At 51.1% G+C, this 13,150-nt stretch carries 15 protein-coding genes; 7 read left to right on the top strand and 8 right to left on the bottom strand.

The annotated features are described in order from the left end of the window. Window positions 1–352 precede the first annotated feature (352 nt). The 3 genes from AT746_RS02220 (at window position 353) to rpoH (ending at window position 2,203) form a co-directional block, all read left to right on the top strand. The gene (locus tag AT746_RS02220; RefSeq protein ID WP_156413603.1) at window positions 353–559 is read left to right on the top strand and encodes a hypothetical protein; all 207 of its coding nucleotides are present in this window, start codon (window positions 353–355) and stop codon (window positions 557–559) included. A gap of 341 nt (window positions 560–900) precedes the next feature. After that, window positions 901–1,242, top strand: coding sequence for a hypothetical protein (locus tag AT746_RS02215; protein ID WP_062475845.1), 342 nt, complete (start codon window positions 901–903; stop codon window positions 1,240–1,242). 109 nt (window positions 1,243–1,351) lie between these two features. Continuing rightward, window positions 1,352–2,203 carry an RNA polymerase sigma factor RpoH gene (rpoH, locus tag AT746_RS02210; protein WP_062475841.1) on the top strand — a complete coding sequence of 284 codons (852 nt, stop codon included), beginning with the start codon at window positions 1,352–1,354 and terminating at the stop codon, window positions 2,201–2,203. 295 nt (window positions 2,204–2,498) lie between these two features. Here rpoH and AT746_RS02205 read toward each other — a convergent pair whose 3' ends face one another. Beyond that, entirely contained in the window at window positions 2,499–3,425 is a 927-nt protein-coding gene (locus AT746_RS02205; RefSeq protein ID WP_062475838.1) for a bifunctional GNAT family N-acetyltransferase/thioesterase, read from the bottom strand. Window positions 3,426–3,504: 79 nt separating this feature from the next. Between AT746_RS02205 and AT746_RS02200 the strand changes: the two genes are divergently transcribed. Next, the gene (locus AT746_RS02200; RefSeq protein WP_062475835.1) at window positions 3,505–4,242 is read left to right on the top strand and encodes a hypothetical protein; all 738 of its coding nucleotides are present in this window, start codon (window positions 3,505–3,507) and stop codon (window positions 4,240–4,242) included. 22 nt (window positions 4,243–4,264) lie between these two features. Here AT746_RS02200 and dtd read toward each other — a convergent pair whose 3' ends face one another. Next, entirely contained in the window at window positions 4,265–4,702 is a 438-nt protein-coding gene (dtd, locus tag AT746_RS02195) for a D-aminoacyl-tRNA deacylase (RefSeq protein ID WP_062475831.1), read from the bottom strand. A gap of 114 nt (window positions 4,703–4,816) precedes the next feature. Here dtd and AT746_RS02190 point away from each other — a divergent pair, with 114 nt between their 5' ends. Beyond that, entirely contained in the window at window positions 4,817–5,053 is a 237-nt protein-coding gene (locus tag AT746_RS02190) for a hypothetical protein (RefSeq protein WP_062475828.1), read from the top strand. Then, window positions 5,050–5,703: a DUF2959 domain-containing protein gene (locus tag AT746_RS02185; protein WP_062475826.1), complete on the top strand. Its 654-nt coding sequence runs from the start codon at window positions 5,050–5,052 to the stop codon at window positions 5,701–5,703. Before AT746_RS02190 ends, AT746_RS02185 begins: the two co-directional genes overlap by 4 nt. Here AT746_RS02185 and AT746_RS02180 read toward each other — a convergent pair. Further along, complete coding sequence (locus tag AT746_RS02180) at window positions 5,700–6,593, bottom strand: virulence factor BrkB family protein (RefSeq protein WP_062475823.1); 894 nt, start codon at window positions 6,591–6,593, stop codon at window positions 5,700–5,702. The two genes, AT746_RS02185 and AT746_RS02180, sit on opposite strands and share 4 nt — an antisense overlap. A 46-nt stretch (window positions 6,594–6,639) precedes the next feature. Next, a complete protein-coding gene (metF, locus tag AT746_RS02175; RefSeq protein WP_062475819.1) occupies window positions 6,640–7,530 on the bottom strand; it encodes a methylenetetrahydrofolate reductase in 891 nt (296 codons plus the stop codon). 146 nt (window positions 7,531–7,676) lie between these two features. Between metF and metJ the strand changes: the two genes are divergently transcribed. Continuing rightward, complete coding sequence (gene metJ, locus AT746_RS02170; RefSeq protein WP_062475816.1) at window positions 7,677–8,024, top strand: met regulon transcriptional regulator MetJ; 348 nt, start codon at window positions 7,677–7,679, stop codon at window positions 8,022–8,024. Between the two features lie 331 nt (window positions 8,025–8,355). Here the strand turns inward: metJ and AT746_RS02165 are convergent, their stop codons facing one another. From AT746_RS02165 to pdsR, 4 genes are all read right to left on the bottom strand, one after another. Next, window positions 8,356–8,817, bottom strand: coding sequence for an NfeD family protein (locus tag AT746_RS02165; RefSeq protein WP_062475813.1), 462 nt, complete (start codon window positions 8,815–8,817; stop codon window positions 8,356–8,358). Next, window positions 8,817–9,758 (bottom strand): SPFH domain-containing protein, encoded by a 942-nt coding sequence (locus AT746_RS02160; RefSeq protein WP_062475810.1) that lies wholly within the window; start codon window positions 9,756–9,758, stop codon window positions 8,817–8,819. The genes AT746_RS02165 and AT746_RS02160 overlap by 1 nt, the downstream gene beginning before the upstream one ends. 439 nt (window positions 9,759–10,197) lie before the next feature. After that, window positions 10,198–12,357 (bottom strand): proteobacterial dedicated sortase system histidine kinase, encoded by a 2,160-nt coding sequence (gene pdsS, locus AT746_RS02155; RefSeq protein WP_257721072.1) that lies wholly within the window; start codon window positions 12,355–12,357, stop codon window positions 10,198–10,200. Between the two features lie 6 nt (window positions 12,358–12,363). Next, window positions 12,364–13,062: a proteobacterial dedicated sortase system response regulator gene (pdsR, locus tag AT746_RS02150; protein WP_062475807.1), complete on the bottom strand. Its 699-nt coding sequence runs from the start codon at window positions 13,060–13,062 to the stop codon at window positions 12,364–12,366. Between the last annotated feature and the right edge of the window lie 88 nt (window positions 13,063–13,150).

Below are 13,150 nucleotides of genomic sequence, written 5' to 3'. Positions count from 1 at the left end.
ATAGGCCCATTTTTCGGATGTTTTTTACACTGTCTGTTATTTGAGACAACTGTTGACGGGTTCCAGACATGATATTAAAGCGTTGATATATAATGGTTTTAATGCCTCCCAACAGAAGCTACCGCAGCTATCAGTCTTAATCTGAATATGCACTGTCTCTTTTTTGCGACAGGATCCCTTACGCACAACAGTATAAAATCTCAGCACCCCAGTCATTCCGGGCTTTTGCAAAGTTGGCACGCTATCCGCTTAATCTCCTGCAACCTGTTTCAACAGGCTTGTAGAAAAGAGGGTAACCACAGCCATAACAGGCTTTGCTTGCCACTCTTAATAACCAGGTGTTAAGGAGAAAATGATGAAAAAGTTTGCAATGTTAATCGCCGCAGTAATGAGCTTTGGTGCTATGGCAACAGATGCCGATACCACCAGCAAAAAAGAAGAAGCTAAGCAGGAAGCACAGCAAAAAGCAGAGCAGAAAGCCAAAGAACTGCAAGCCAGAAAAGCAGAAATGGCTGCTGACAAGAAAGCTGAAGAAAAGAAAGAAGAAGACAAGAAGTAGGACTGTCGCGGTTAAACCGCGCAGCCGCTGGCATACGATATCATAGAACATTCCTCCATGGGGCTTGCAGCACATTGTCAGCCGGGTAGAATAACCAGCGGAGAAATATCAGAACGACAGGGTAAGGACATCCCCCTGTCTTTCTGTTGCTCCACTCAGGATAGTCGACAGTTTCCCCCGGCCGGAGGCCGATTTCCCAACAAGTAAGTGTATTCAGGTTTCAATGAGGAAACCGGATTCTCAGCAGTTTACTTACGGCGAGTCGAAATGCCTGATTTTCCATTAACGGGCACCAGGGCATATAGAGCCCGGCCCTTTATCTACACCTTTTTGGGGGAATCATGGACAATAGCGCAAAACGCTATATTAAAGTTGGCAACTGGATGTTCGAAGTTAAGATGGTCCGTGCCATTCGGGTTGAAGAGTATGGCAAGCCTTATGACGCCGTCGCTCATATGACCTTCAACGGCGACGAGGTCTACGTAGACAGCCAGCTTAGCAGTGCCGATGAGAATCTGGGCCGCAAAGATCTGGAAGCTTTTTTAAACTTTGCCCAGATGATGGACGTCGGCAATTTCCGCTACGACAGATTTCAGAACGGCGAACGGCGCGGTCGTAATATAAAATTGATGGAAAGCGTTGAAAAAGCCGAGCCACAACCCAACATCAGGTTGGTCAAATAGGAACTAAAACCTTTTTTGCTTGTCTTAGCTGGCGAGCAGAAAATCGGATCTGGTGATCCGCTCAGGCCAGTGCTAAACTGGTTTGCGATAAATTTCCAAGAGGTTAAATATGAGCACAAAAATGCATTCAATGGCGTTGAGCGTTCCTCAGTCAGGCAGCCTGGACAGCTATATGCGGGCAGTCACCAGCATAGACATGCTGACGGCGGAGGAAGAGCGTCAACTCGCTGAAAGATTGCATCATGAAGGGGATCTTGAAGCAGCCCGTAAGCTGATCATGTCTCACCTGCGTTTTGTTGTGCATATTGCCAAATCCTACTCCGGCTATGGTCTGCCTCAGGCGGATTTGATCCAGGAAGGAAATATCGGTCTGATGAAGGCAGTCAAGCGATTTGACCCTGCCGTTGGTGTGCGCCTGGTATCCTTTGCCGTGCACTGGATAAAGGCCGAAATTCATGAGTTTGTACTGAAGAACTGGCGTATCGTCAAAGTGGCAACCACCAAAGCCCAGCGCAAATTGTTTTTCAATCTGCGTAAAGCCAAAAAGCGTCTTGGCTGGTTTACGCACGAAGAAGTTCAGAAAGTAGCCGATGACTTGGGTGTCAGCACCAAAGAAGTGCTGCAAATGGAAGCACGCATGAGCAGTCAGGATCAGACCTTTGATCTGTCTGCCGACGATGATGAAACAGGTAACTTTGCACCGGTTCAGTATCTGGAAGACAAAAGCGCCGACGTGGAATCTGAAGTCATGAATGCCGACTGGGACGATTCAGCCAGTCTGCGTCTGCATTCTGCAATTAAGACGCTGGATGAACGCAGCCAGCATATTATCCAGTGCCGTTGGTTGTCTGACGACAAAACCACCTTGCAGGATCTGGCTGATAAATATGAAGTCTCAGCCGAGCGTGTCCGTCAGATTGAAAAGAATGCGATTAAAAAGCTCCAGTCCGCCATGGTCTGAAGCCAGATAGAATTTCAGAAAAAGGAGCCGCTGGCTCCTTTTTTTATGGGATACCGGAAAGGCACAAAAAACACTGAAGAATGCCAACCGCATCTTTATCCTGATGAAAATCAGGATCTCAATTCGTTAGGGATCTCGCAGAGGCGCAAAGACGCAGAGGCAGTCCGAAGTAAAAGCACGAAAAGGAAATTTAACCACAGAGGACACAGAGATGATAAGACAGTTCTAAACCTCTGTGCTCTCCGTGCCTCTGTGGTGAATAGCTTTTTATTCATAATTCGGCATTCATCACTATTCACTCTACCGATTCGTCTTCCTTCACCTCTGCGGGTGGCAATATCCAGTATACGCCTTTAAATTCGGCTACCGGATTCTGGCCATCATGAATATCGACTCGGAGGGTAAAGGGCTTCTTGCGCTTTTTCGCCAGCAGCTCAAATTTACCGCTGACACTTTCGATATTACACACCGCTCTTGGCTGGCTGGTGATGGGCTTATGATAGTGAATATCCGCATCACCCAGCACAATCTCGCCGGTCAGGTTTTTTTCTTTGAGCATCAGAAACAGCATACCCCAACCCGTCAATGTCGCGAGGGAAAAGATACTACCGGCGAACATGGTGCCATGCAGATTGATATTCTTGTTCAGCGATGCACGTACTTCGAGAGTACGGCCGGTAAAACGGTAAATCTTGATGCCCATCTGCTCACTGATAGGAATGGTCTCATACCAGGTATCCTGTAATTCTTTACACCAGCGCGGGTGTAACAGCACAGTATTCAGCTCGGTAAGCTTTTTTACCATCTGCTCGCGCTTCAGTTGCCCCAGCTCAGTGGTGGCTTCACCGACAACTTCAAAGCCACAGCTTTTGAAAAACGGCGTCGACAACTCCCGGCTGTTGGTGACAATACGTTCTATCCCTTCAGTGCGTGCAACGCTCTCAAGGGCGGCCACAATCAGTTTGCCGAGACCTTTACCATGATGATCAGGATGCACAGCAATATGACGCAGTTGGGCCTCTTCAGGGGTGTTGAAATGCAAACGGCCGATGGCGATCACCTCACCTTCAGCATCCAGCACCATCCGGTGGATACCCACCTGTTCGTATTCGTCTTTTTCCGAACCGAGCGGGAAATTCCATGGCTTGCGCAACATAAACCAACGAAAAGCGAAATACTTTTCGAACTCTTCGTCACTTTGTGGCGTTTCTACTTTATACATGAATCTCACCTGTTTACCGCCTGGCGCTTTGCTTCTATATTGGACCCGAATAATAACAATATGACTCAAAGGCCAACCGGTGTTTAACTTGTCCCGTGAACTCAATAACCCAAAGTTGCTTTACTGGCACCAGCAACAGCGTCTACGGATTTTGCAAAATCAACAGTACCGATGGCTCTGCCTGGGCGATACGGTGCAATCCGTGATGGACATCGGCGCGCCTCTGCGCCTGGTGTTACCCCATTTACATGGCCTGGCCCTGGCACTGTATCTGCGCCCGGAACCTGCGCACATTACCGAGATGGGGCTGGGCGGCGGCGCCTTCCTGCGTTTTCTGCAACGATATGCAGCCAAAGCCAACATCCAGAGTATCGAATTCAGCCAGCCCATCATTCACTGCTTTCATGAATTTTTCAATCCATTGACCCACAACCCGCAGATTCAACAGGCTGATGCTGAGCAAGCCATACACCATATCAGCAATCAGGATCTGCTGATACTGGATTTGTTTGGTGAACAGGATCACCCGTCTTTTCTCAGTGACCCGCTCTTCTATGAGCATTGTATGTCTGCCCTTTCAGAAAATGGGATACTGACAATCAATCTTCTGCCTGCACTAAACGTACAGTTGCACTGGCTCACCGGCTCGCTGCACAAGCTGACAGGGCAGGCCTGTACGGTAATTGGCATACCAGGTTACCAGAACAGAATTGTCTTTGCCGCCAATCGGCCTTTGCCGGATCTGCATGAGTTTGAGCCATTGCTGCAGTTTGCCCATCAGCATGATGTCGACCTGAATCAGTTGATACTGCTCTAGAGCGCGATACAGCGCTCTGTACTTAAACACTCAACTGAAAAGTAACAGGGCCGTCGTTAATCAGGCTCACCTGCATATCGGCGCCGAAACGGCCCGACTGACAATTCACTCCCGCCGCTTTTGCCTGCTCAATAAAATACTCATACAGATCCTCACTGCTTTTTGGGTCACCGCCACGGGAAAAGCCCGGTCGGTTGCCTTTTTGGGTGTCAGCCACCAGGGTAAACTGCGACACCACAAGCAACTCGCCGCCAATCTGACGCAAGCTGAGATTCATTTTGCCCTGCTCATCATTGAACAGTCGGTAATTCAGCACCCGCTCACATAAACGCCTGGCTTTGTTCTGGTCATCACCTTTCTCAACACCTAACAGCAACAGTGTGCCCTGCCCAATCTTACCGACAATATCACCATCGACACTCACCTGTGCCTGAGAAACCCGCTGTAACAACCCAATCATAAATTCACTACTCCCTGATAATCTTTGTAACACTGTCAACACAGGCATATATTGTAACTGGTAAATAATTGCATTAACTTAACCGATGCAACTATCAAAAATGAAGGAAAAATCATGGCAGGACAAGGCTCAGGCGGTAATGTTATCGCTGCTATTTGTAATATCTTTATCCCCGGTTTAGGTCAACTGGTGCAGGGGCGCATTCTGGCTGCGTTGCTGTTCTTCGTGCTTGTCTCCGTATGTTATGCGATGGCAGCCACCGTAATCCTGATTTTCATGTGGATCCCGGGCGCATTGTTGCACCTTTGGGCGATTATTGACGCCGCCAAGTTCAGGTCACCGGGAATATGAAAGCTCATCTGCTGCTGACGCTGGGTCTGGCATTAGGCCTGCCTCTGTTGTCAGGCTGTCAGTCGGCTTACTACTCCGCCATGGAGAAAGTCGGCTTTGAGAAACGCGATATCCTGGTGGACCGGGTAGAAGACACCCGTGACGCTCAGGAAGATGCCCAGCAACAATTCAGTTCTGCGCTGGATCAGTTCAGCCAGTTAATTAACTTCGAGGGTGGTGAGTTACAGGACGTCTATGAGAACCTCAAAGATCAGTACGAAGCCAGCGAGAGTTCCGCACAGCGGGTGACTGACAGAATCGACAAGGTTGAATCTGTGGCCGAAGACCTGTTTGATGAATGGCAGGAGGAGCTGGAGCAATACTCGAATGAGTCCCTGCGCCGCGACAGCAGCCGTAAGCTCAAAGAAACTCAGCGACGTTATGACGACCTGCTGCGCTCCATGCGCCGGGCAGAAAGCAAAATGGCGCCGGTGTTATCGGCATTACAGGACAATGTGTTGTATCTGAAACACAACCTCAACGCCAGTGCTATAGGCGCTTTGCAAGGCGAATATGGCAATATCAAACGGGATATTGATCAGTTGATCAAAGAAATGAACAGCGCCATTGCCCAGTCTAACGACTTTATCGCCAGTATCCGCCAGGGTTAGCCTTTGCTGTCTGGCTCTTCGGCAGTCTCTGCATCTTCTTTATGCTGAGCTGCCGAATCTTCCACCTGCACCGTAAACTCCGCCCCCAGCAGCACGACTATCCAGGATAAATACACCCACACAAACAGCAGTGGAATGGTGGCCATGGCGCCATAGATAATCTGATAGGAAGGAAAACTGCTCACATACAGGGCAAATCCCTTCTTCGACAACTCAAACAAACAGGTTGCCAGAAAAGCCCCACCCAGCGCATAGCGCGGCCGCACGGCCTTATTTGGCACCACCATATACAGAATAAAGAAGGCGCCGATAGAGGTCAGAAAAGGCAGCAGTTTTAACAACGCGGTGGTAATACCTGGCGTATATTCTTCGGCAAACGTTGCCAGTCCTGCCAGATAGGAGCTCACCGCCAGCCCCGATCCAATCAGCAACGGCCCCAGGGTCAACACCATCCAGTAAATCGCAAAGGTCACAATCGGCCGCCGCGCACTGGGGGTCCGAAAAATGCTGTTCAGGGTTTTGTCCACATTCGAGATCAGCAGCAGCGCCACCACCACCAGAAACACGATACTGATAATGCCCATTTGCGAGGCATTACCCACAAACTCGGCCACATACTTTTGCACCACACCGCCGGCATGGGGCACAAAGTTGCTGAAGATCATGGACTCGAGATCGCCCCGCAAGGACGCAAAGGCAGGAAAAGCGGAGAGTATGGTGAAAAACACCATAATAAATGGAACCAGCGACAACAGTGACACATAGGTCAGATGCCCTGCCGTAACCGAAATGCGATCCTGCTTGCAACGGCTGACCATGGCCAGCACAAAATCCTTTAACTCATTGGCGACATTTAGCAATCTGGCCTTGAAATCAGGCGACTGTGACATAACTCATCCCGAAACTGACAGCGATTTACTCTGGTTTGGAATCAGTTTACCCGGAATTAGCTCTTAAACCCAACATATGACAGATGGCATAGCTCAGTTCGCACCGGTTCAGGGTATAGAAATGAAAATTACGTACGCCTTCTTTGGCCAGGATCCGGGTCATGTCCATAGCAATACTGGCACCAAGCAGGTTACGGGTGGTCTGGTCGGCTTCATCCAGGCCTTCATACATCTTGTGCAACCACTGTGGCACATGCACATTGGTCATACCGGCAAACTTCACCAGGGTCTTGTAGTTGGTCACCGGCAAAATACCGGGAATGATTTCCATGTCGATGCCGGCTGCAGCGGCACGGTCACGGAAACGCAGAAACACCTCAGCATCAAAGAAAAACTGGGTGATAGCCGACGTCGCGCCGGCCTCGGCTTTACGCTTAAGATTAAGCAGATCGAACTGGCCGTTGGGCGCTTCAGGATGGATCTCCGGATAAGCGGCCACGGCAATGTCAAAGTCTGCCACATCTTTTAGCAGCGCCACCAGATCGGCCGCATAAAGCTCGGTTTGTGCCACACCAGGTGGCAGATCACCACGCAGGGCCACAATCTTTTTGATATCCGCTGCCCAGTAGTCTTTGGCGATCTGGATCAACTCCTCGCGGCTGGCGTCCACGCAGGTTAAATGGGGGGCGGCGGCCACTCCGGTTTCCGCCTGAATACGCTTCACCACCTCATGGGTTCTGTCACGCTCGCCACTGTTAGCACCGTAGGTCACCGACATATAAGCCGGCTTCAGCGGCGCCAGACGCTCTACAGAGTTCCACAGGGTTCTCTCCATCTGCTCCGTCTTGGGAGGGAAAAACTCAAAAGAAACGTCGATATTACGCAATTCAGACAAAGAATTATTCAACGCATCAATGCCCTGAGCATAGGAAACCATGGTGACTCCTGATTGGGATACTTTAAATTTGGCCGTTTAGATGGCTAAATCTACTTGTATTTGATTCAGACATCAAGATGTTTGGATATCCATTTCTACACGGGTTAGAATTTTAAACTCTAATTTAAAATAAAAAGGCTAAAAGCATGGCTAAATGGAATGGTGAGTATATCGACCCTTACGCTGAACATGGTAAGAAGAGTCAGTTAGTAAAGAAAATTACCGTTTCCATTCCAACCCGGGTACTCAAGGTGTTGACCGATGAACGCACCAGAAGGCAAATCAATAACCTGCGTCACGCCACCAACTCAGAACTGCTCTGTGAAGCCTTTGTGCATGCCTTTACCGGCCAGCCGCTACCCAATGACGACGATCTGCGCAAAGACAACCCCAATAAGATCCCGGCCGAGGCCCGTAAACTGATGGCAGACATGGGCATAGATGTGGACGCCGCCGAAGCCCAGGAACAACAGGCGCAGGAAAAAGACGAGTAAATTAGCCCTCAGCATCATTATCGTAGGTCGGACTTTAGTCCGACAAACGCACAATATTTTCTTTAAACCCAGTGTATTTTCACAACCCTGCAACCCTCTGCGCCTTAGCGCCTTAGCGCCTCTGCGAGATCAAAAAAGATAAAAGCCTGAGATCACGCGAAAGACGCAGGGCGCGCAGAGAAGTAAAGGCCATTACACCAACAAACCTCTGTGGCCCCGTGGTTAATTGTACATTTCGCAAAGGTCGCTGGATGCCCGATTACAATATTCGGGCATGACCAACACTCTGCCGTCATTCCCGTAAAGTCGGACTGAAGTCCGACCTACGAACTCACCCGCCCTGTACCAGCCTGACTTCTAATTCACCGACACTGACTCTGGTCACTTCCACTTCCTGTTTGGCGGCGACGGGCTCTTTGCTGCGCACGTTCCAGTTAATACCGGAATAGCGGTAGGTAATACTCTGACCGGGCATAAGTGCTTCGGGCAGATAAAAACGATGGCCAATCAGATCACTGGTCACCTCTTTAGGTGCTGTATCGGCCTGAATCCGTTTCAGAGGCTTCCATAACACCACTGCCAGCAGCGCTGTCAGTACCGCCATACTGCCCATGGCGCCAAACAAGGTCGCCGGTACCAGCGAAATGTACATCAGGCCACCGGTGACCAGTGCCGCCAGCCCGAGGAAGAACAACACAAAGGTAGAAAAACCCAGCACCAGGATCTCCACCGCCAGCAAAATCAGGCCGATCACAATCAGGGTTTCGGCCAGATGTTCGGTAAACAAACTCATTATGCCCCCTTGCTGTTCATCTGATTGATGATGGTCATGGCCTGTGCCACCACCGAAGCAGCGTCGGTATTACCATCGGGTAACAACACCACGGAAGACTCTTTGGCAATCGCCTGTTTCGCCTCAATGGCCTTTGTCGCCAGATCCAGCTGAATAGCTTTTTGCCCCTGCTCGGTATTGGCCGTTTCACCTACCACCCGCAGTGCTTCGGCCTGCGCATCGGCTACGGCGATAATGGCCTTGGCTTCACCTTCGGCGCGCAACACCTGTTCTTCTTTATCCGCTTCAGCGGCCAGTACCACCGAGGCCTTTTCACCTTCGGCACGGTTAATCGCCGCCTGACGGTCGCCTTCCGATTCGAGGATCTGCGCCCGCTTCACCCGCTCCGCTTTCATCTGCGCTTCCATGGCTTCCATCACCGACTGCGGCGGCACAATGTCCTTGATTTCATAACGCATCACCTGGATGCCCCAGGGACCGGCAGCATCATTGATCGCAGCAACGATATTGGTGTTGAGCAGATCCCGTTCTTCGAAGGTCTTGTCCAGCTCCATCTTACCCAGCTCAGAGCGCATAGTGGTCTGTGCCAGCTGGGTAACCGCAAACACATAGCTGTCTACACCGTAGGTGGCCTTATAGGGGTCTAATACCCGGAAATACAGCACCCCATCCACTCTCAGAGAAATATTATCCTTGGTGATAGCACTTTGCTCGGGCACATCTACCGCCTGTTCTTTCAAAGAGCGGTCCGCGGCGATACGGTCAACAAAAGGCAGGATAAAATTCAGCCCCGCTTCGCGGGTTGACTGAAACTTACCAAAACGTTCTATCAGGTAGGCGCGGTTCTGTGGGACAAAGATAATCGAAGATTTAAGCAGTACCAGCACAAACAGCAGCAGGAAGGTTTCAATTCTCAATACGTAATCAAACAGGATATCCATATAACAGCTCCTAAAAATCATAAGTGGTTAACCTTATGTCAGAGGTCCGCTGCCGACAATGAAAATCTGCAGTTTGATCCTATCCGGGCTTTCCCGCATGCAGTTGGCAGGCATGTCCAGCATCTTTGATAGGTCAGTGTTAACAGTTAGCGCATTGGTAGTTCAAAGGTTGCTGAGAACCCAGTGTCTTTTTCGATCAGTCAATTACTTAATCCTCTGCGCCTTAGCGCCTCTGCGAGATCAAAAAAGATAAAAGCCTGAGATCACGCAGATACGCAGGGCGCGCAGAGAAGTAAAGGCCATGACACCATTAAACCCCTGTGTCTCTGCGATGAATTGCGTTTTTCTTAAAAGGCGCTGGATGCCTGATGACAACATTCGGACATGACAGACGGTCATTCCGGCGTATTACCAACCCATCTGCTGCACGGATAGCAGGCTAAATCGGCAGGCTTACCCGCACACAAACACCACTGCGATCACTTTGATTATGCAGGGTTATCTGGCCCTGATGAAACTGCACAATCAGCCGTGCAATATACAGCCCCAGGCCCAGATGAGGCTGGCCGCCTTTACCACCGGCTCGCACCGAGACCATAGAATCGAACAGACGACCTGCCATTTCCTCTGGCAGCAATGGCCCCTGATTGGTGATTTCCAGCACGGCCTGGCGCTGCACTCTGGCCAGGCTGACCAGCACCGGCGCGCCGGGTGTAGCAAACTCCACCGCATTGGCCACCAGTTTATCCAGTAATTGAGCAATTAGTTCCGGGGCCCCCTCAATTTCAAGAGGCTGATGGGCAATACTCACTTGTAAGTCGCACCCGGCATAGGCCAGTTGATAGCCCTGCATACAACCGGTTACCACTTCGGCCAGGTCAAATGGCTGGCGCTCGGCACTTTGCAGGCTTTGCTCAAGCCGGGTGGCCTCACTCATGTTGGTCAGAATGGCCGACAAGCGATTCAGGCCATCCTGAGCTCTTTGCATGTACACTGACTTCGCCGCCCCTTCATCCTCCATGCTCAGTGTCTCCAGGGATGAACGCACCACCGCCACCGGCGTGCGCAGCTCATGTGACAGCCGTGAAGACATATTCTCCAGATAATGGTGATACTGACCGAGTCGCTGCACCATATCGGCAAAGCTGCGCGACAGATCGCCGATTTCATCGCTGGCATGAGAAGGCTCAATACTGCCGCGCAAACGGCCCTGCTCGTCGATGGCCTGCTCACTCTGGTCACGCAAACGACGAATGCGGCTGGAAATTCTTGAGGCGAGTAAAAACAGTCCCAGGGTGCCGAGCAGCATAATCGCCAGCATCAGGGTAAACAGCTTTTCCAGCGCCAGATTACGCAGGCTGCGAATGCCATTGGTGGTTTCCTCGGCGATCACCGCCCCCATCACTTCATCTTCAATAAAAATCGGATAGGCCGCTGCCAGTACCACCGCCTTGTTATCCGGGGTCAGCCGCCAGTCAGAGCCAGCCTCACCAGTCAGAGCCTGTTCGATATGGCTGCCTTCCAATTGCGCCACATCGTAGAACTGATCGATAAAATCCTTTGGTGGACGGGTCAGAACCTTATAGTACAAAGGATGCAGCCACTTGTGTTCAAAGCGCGCGAACCAGCCCTGTTCGTCCTCGCCACTGACATTGCGGCTCCAGATCCCGTCAGAATTGCGGATATCCCCTGAGCGGGCCAGCACCCGCTGATAACGATCCACCACCCAGATGCGTGAATCTGTATGCCCCAGACCACGAATAATCTGTTCAATCTCCGGTGACGGCACCAACACCGTACCCAGGGTATCGGCATCCCCCACATCTGAAGTGCCAATGGTGGCTACCGGCTCACCACCAATCTTATCCACATCAGTAATAGCAAAACTCAGCTTGCTGCCGAGCAACTCCAGCGGAATGCGCAGCTCAATGGTGTAACCTTGCCGGGTCTGTGCCCAACTGCCCTGAATTCGGGGCTCCGGGCTTAAGGGCCGTATCCCGCTGACCGATTCACCGGTATCCAGTTCATAGGGTGTCAGCCAGCCCGGGCCTGTGGTGGCAATAAGATAACGGCGAAAATCCCCTGCCGGAGTGGTAAAGGCAATTTGCAGATGATCATTGCGGTCAATTCGCAGACTGTTCTGTGGCCGATAGATAACCTCAGCATCCTGTACCTCAAAGTAGGCATAAAGATAGTCCCGGTATTTGCCCACCATGTGGCTGAAGGACAGACTACCGGGCTGATAAGCAGGGCTCTGTTCAATCAGATAATTGTCATCATAGGTCAGAGCATGTTGTTGCTGACGCCAGTCATTCAGCCGGCCATCCAGTCGAATAGGATCCACAATAGGATAGGCGTAGAGATCGCGGCCCTTTTCCACACTCAGGTAACTGGCCTGGGCATCGAACAGCCGGGGCCGTTCATGCAGTGCCGTGGCCACTGCCCGCACCGTGCCGAGCAGAGTGCGCTCCTGGCCGGCTCGCAGATACTTTTCCATCTCCCACACATACTCATAACCGAGCCAGGGAATGGCAAACAGAAACAGTGACATCAGTAACAGCTTGGCGCGCAGGCCAAACACAAAGGTTCTGCGTGACAAAAGCCCTTAATCTCCGTCTGTAGTCCAGCGGTACCCCATGCCGTAGACCGTATCAATACAGTCAAAACCGGTGTCCAGCTGGATAAATTTTTTGCGGATACGCTTGATATGAGAAGTGATAGTGCTGTCATCCACCACCACTTTGGCATCCTGCATCAGATGTTGACGGCTTTTTACATGGCCGGCGAACCGGGCCAGGGCATGCACCATCCAGAACTCCGTGACGGTGAGGTCTACCGCCAGCCCCTTCCAGTGGGCCTGCATACGTTTAAGATCCAGTTCCAGACTGCCACAATTGACCCGCTGTTCACTGTCCTGCGGTTCGCTCAGGGCCTCCATGCGCCGGAACAATGCCGAGATGCGCGCCGTCATATGGGGCATACTGATATCCTTGGTCAGGTAATCATCGGCGCCCATGCGCAGGCCTGAAACCGTATCCAGGTCACTGTCTCTGGCTGTCAGAAAAATAATCGGCAAGGACGAAGACAACTTACGCAGCGACTGACATAGCAAAAAGCCACCGTCCATCTCATCTTCCAGGCCAATATCAATAATGGCCAGATCGGGCAGGCGCTGATCGAAGCTGTGCATGGCCTGTTTGCGGTTGGCAAAGGTCAGCACCTCATAGCCCTGGCGGCGCAGCACCGCTGCGTAGTTTTCTCTGATTGCGTCTTCATCTTCGACTATTGCGATTCTGCGGCCCACTGGCAGACGACCTCTTTTGTATCTCAATTATCCCGGACTATACCGCAATTAAGCGCCTAAACCAGCGCCTGGCGACCAACGGAATAAA

It is taken from the genome of Lacimicrobium alkaliphilum (genome assembly GCF_001466725.1).
Lineage (GTDB): Bacteria > Pseudomonadota > Gammaproteobacteria > Enterobacterales > Alteromonadaceae > Lacimicrobium > Lacimicrobium alkaliphilum_B.
Note: the sequence above shows the minus strand (reverse complement) of the source record. Positions and strands in the feature narration are given on the sequence as shown.

Coding starts and splice junctions, on each gene's coding strand:
- AT746_RS02220 (WP_156413603.1), top strand. CDS start 353: ATGATGAAAAAGTTTGCAATGTTAATCGCCGCAGTAATGAGCTTTGGT.
- AT746_RS02215 (WP_062475845.1), top strand. CDS start 901: ATGGACAATAGCGCAAAACGCTATATTAAAGTTGGCAACTGGATGTTC.
- rpoH (WP_062475841.1), top strand. CDS start 1,352: ATGAGCACAAAAATGCATTCAATGGCGTTGAGCGTTCCTCAGTCAGGC.
- AT746_RS02205 (WP_062475838.1), bottom strand. CDS start 3,425: ATGTATAAAGTAGAAACGCCACAAAGTGACGAAGAGTTCGAAAAGTAT.
- dtd (WP_062475831.1), bottom strand. CDS start 4,702: ATGATTGGGTTGTTACAGCGGGTTTCTCAGGCACAGGTGAGTGTCGAT.
- AT746_RS02190 (WP_062475828.1), top strand. CDS start 4,817: ATGGCAGGACAAGGCTCAGGCGGTAATGTTATCGCTGCTATTTGTAAT.
- AT746_RS02185 (WP_062475826.1), top strand. CDS start 5,050: ATGAAAGCTCATCTGCTGCTGACGCTGGGTCTGGCATTAGGCCTGCCT.
- AT746_RS02180 (WP_062475823.1), bottom strand. CDS start 6,593: ATGTCACAGTCGCCTGATTTCAAGGCCAGATTGCTAAATGTCGCCAAT.
- metF (WP_062475819.1), bottom strand. CDS start 7,530: ATGGTTTCCTATGCTCAGGGCATTGATGCGTTGAATAATTCTTTGTCT.
- metJ (WP_062475816.1), top strand. CDS start 7,677: ATGGCTAAATGGAATGGTGAGTATATCGACCCTTACGCTGAACATGGT.
- AT746_RS02165 (WP_062475813.1), bottom strand. CDS start 8,817: ATGAGTTTGTTTACCGAACATCTGGCCGAAACCCTGATTGTGATCGGC.
- AT746_RS02160 (WP_062475810.1), bottom strand. CDS start 9,758: ATGGATATCCTGTTTGATTACGTATTGAGAATTGAAACCTTCCTGCTG.